This window comes from Exiguobacterium sp. A1_3_1, from assembly GCF_048985645.1.
GTDB lineage: Bacteria > Bacillota > Bacilli > Exiguobacteriales > Exiguobacteriaceae > Exiguobacterium_A > Exiguobacterium_A indicum.
The window spans coordinates 1-2,947 of record NZ_WBYY01000263.1 but is presented as its reverse complement, the minus strand read 5'-3'; the positions used below and the strand labels follow the sequence as shown (position 1 = coordinate 2,947).

The window sequence follows — 2,947 nt, the reverse complement described above, 5'->3', positions numbered from 1 at the left end:
CTCGTGGGCTCGGAGATGTGTATAAGAGACAGGAAGCAGGCGGTCGTCTCGTCGGTTACACGGATAACTATCTGCGTGTCGCAATCGAAGGCGATGAGTCAATGATCGGACAACTCGTTCGTGTCAAAATCACGAAAGCCGGCTATCCGATGAATGATGGTCAATTCGTCCGCATCATGCAGACATTAAAAGACGCTGCGGTCTAATCGAAAGGGCAAAGGAAACCTCTGGTTTTCTTTGCCACTTTTTTTGTTTTCATTTCAGGAATGCGCTACACTGAATACAGTTCAATTAAGGAAAGAGGATATCATTCATGCGAATCAACAAATTCATTAGCGAAACGGGCTTTTGCTCAAGACGTGCTGCCGATAAACTGATCGAAGCAGGTCGTGTGACGATCAACGGTCTGACAGCAGAACTCGGCTCGCAAGCTGAAGAAACGGACGTCGTCGAAATCGACGGTCAGCCGCTTCAGACAAAACCAAAACCTGTCTACATCGTCTTAAATAAACCAGTCGGCATCACGTGTACGACAGAGCTTGATATCGAAGGAAACATCATCGATTTCGTCAATCATCCGAAGCGGATTTTCCCAATCGGTCGCCTCGATAAAGATTCAGACGGCTTGATTCTGTTGACGAATGACGGTGATGTCGTTAACCGGATCTTACGAGCAGAAAACAATCACGACAAAGAATATATCGTAACCGTCGATGCACCAATTACGGATACGTTCATTCAAGGGATGGCGAGTGGTGTTGACATTCTCGGTACGACAACGAAGGAATGCATCGTTGAACCACTTGAGACACGGACATTCCGGATCATTTTGACGCAAGGGTTAAATCGTCAGATTCGCCGTATGTGTAAAGAGTTCGGCTACCGAGTTAAGCGTCTCCAACGCGTCCGGATCATGAACATCGAGCTTGGCGATTTACCGATTGGTTCTTGGCGAGATTTGACAGAAGAGGAATTACGCGAGTTGTTTACGACGCTTGACGGGCAATAAGGTTCAATGAAAGTCGCCACTGGCGGCTTTCTTCATACATAAGGGGGATGACCGTGGATAAACGGGGTATGAGTGCGACATTTGTCGCCTACGTGATTGGTGGACTGTTGCCGATCTACAAAGTATTTGCTGCTGGTATTCCAGCATGGACGGTCGTTTCAATTCGGATATTGAGTGCGTTCATCTTCGTGACGTTGTTACTACGCCTGACGAAGAAATTCCAATTCGTTCGTCAATTATGGCAAAACAAACGCCAGCGCTATACCGTGCTTGCGGCAGGGCTCGTATTAGGTGGGAACTGGTCGCTCTATCTTTACGCCATCGGGGAAGGGTATATCGTTGAGTCGTCACTCGGGTATTACATCAATCCGCTCGTCAGCGTCTTGTTCGGTTTGATCTTTTTTAAGGAACGATTGACGCGTCCGCAAGTGATTGCGATTTTATCAGCAATCATCGGTGTGATGATTTTAACGCTCGGTTATGGTCAATTTCCGATTATCGCCTTTTCACTTGCCGTCTCGTTCGCATTTTACGGTGTACTAAAGAAAAAGGCAGCAGCCGAACCATTATCCGGATTATTTTTAGAGACACTGGTCACGCTCCCGTTCGCTCTCTTGACGCTTGGTGTGACAGATAGTCAACCGCTTGCGATGCCGACGAGTGCGCTGGTTGCGATCATCATGCTCGGGATCGCAACAGCAGTCCAATTGATGTTATTCGGATACGGAATGCCGAAAATCCCGTTTGTCTACGTCGGGATTCTCCAATACATTGCCCCGACCCTGACGCTACTCCTTGGAATTTATCTATTTAATGACGTCTTTACGACGATTCACTTCATCGCTTTCCTGTTCATTTGGATTGCTGTTGCTCTCTTTACGATCAGCGGTTTATCGGCAGGAAAAATGCGAATGAAGAAGGTATCATAATGAAAGAAGGGATTACGTGAATCTACCAGGATTCTTTGCGACACTTGTCGCGTATATCATTTGGGGACTCTTACCGCTCTACTGGAAGATGCTCGCCAACGTACCGAGTGAAGAGATACTGGCACACCGGATTATCTGGTCATTCTTATTTCTGCTCATCTTATTATCATTTCAAAAAGCACTTGGGAAGTGGAAAACGGCGTTACGCGATCCGTTCACGCGGCGACTCTTTTTCTTAAACGGACTGATCATCAGTCTGAACTGGTTCATCTATATCTGGGCCGTCAATCATCAATTCATTGTCGAAGCGTCGCTTGGTTATTACATCAATCCGCTTGTCAGCATCGTCTTTGGTGTCGTATTCTTTCGGGAAAAGCTTTCACGGATCGAGTGGATCTCGATTGTCCTTGCGACGATCGGTGTCTTGATTTTGACGATAGGCTACGGCGAGTTTCCATGGATTTCGATCGCACTTGCCTTAAGCTTCGGCTTTTACGGCGTCGTCAAAAAGCGGCGACCACTCGAATCAACGGTCAGTCTGACGCTCGAGACGATGGCGCCGCTTCCGCTGGCTTTGATTTTCCTAGGCTATTGGCAAGTACAAGGGACGTCTTCGATGACCGAATCTGTCGGTACGACGACCGGACTCATCTTGACCGGGATTGTCACCGCTGTTCCACTTTTGTTATTCGGATTCGGGGCACAACGGATTCCGTTCACGTGGGTCGGATTCCTGCAATTCGTCGCACCAACCTTGTCGCTTGGACTCGGTGTGTTGCTGTATCACGAACCATTTACTAAAACGCACATGGTGGCGTTTACATGTATTTGGACAGCAGCAATCGTCTTTACGCTCAATGGTGTCTGGATTCGGAAAAAACAGCTCCGAAAAGTCGCGTAAAAAGATAGAAGTCTGACCTCTTGCGTGATAGAATAAAAACAGAGTCTAAGGGATACCCTTAAGGAGGACAACAAACATGAATTTAGCAGGAATGATCGACCATACGGC

The 2,947-nt window shown here is 47.3% G+C and carries 4 protein-coding genes; all 4 read left to right on the top strand.

The features are described 5' to 3' along the window. Positions 1 to 206, top strand: a 206-nt coding sequence (locus F8N00_RS17425) for a TRAM domain-containing protein (RefSeq protein WP_421018681.1), incomplete at its 5' end; no start/stop codon positions are given. A 107-nt stretch (positions 207 to 313) separates the two neighbouring features. Then, on the top strand, positions 314 to 1,009 hold the full coding sequence (gene rluF, locus F8N00_RS17420; protein WP_058265067.1) for a 23S rRNA pseudouridine(2604) synthase RluF: 696 nt from the start codon (positions 314 to 316) through the stop codon (positions 1,007 to 1,009). Positions 1,010 to 1,062: 53 nt separating this feature from the next. Further along, on the top strand, positions 1,063 to 1,938 hold the full coding sequence (gene rarD, locus F8N00_RS17415; protein ID WP_023467447.1) for an EamA family transporter RarD: 876 nt from the start codon (positions 1,063 to 1,065) through the stop codon (positions 1,936 to 1,938). Between the two features lie 16 nt (positions 1,939 to 1,954). Further along, positions 1,955 to 2,839, top strand: coding sequence for an EamA family transporter RarD (gene rarD / locus F8N00_RS17410; RefSeq protein ID WP_023467448.1), 885 nt, complete (start codon positions 1,955 to 1,957; stop codon positions 2,837 to 2,839). Positions 2,840 to 2,947: the final 108 nt, after the last annotated feature.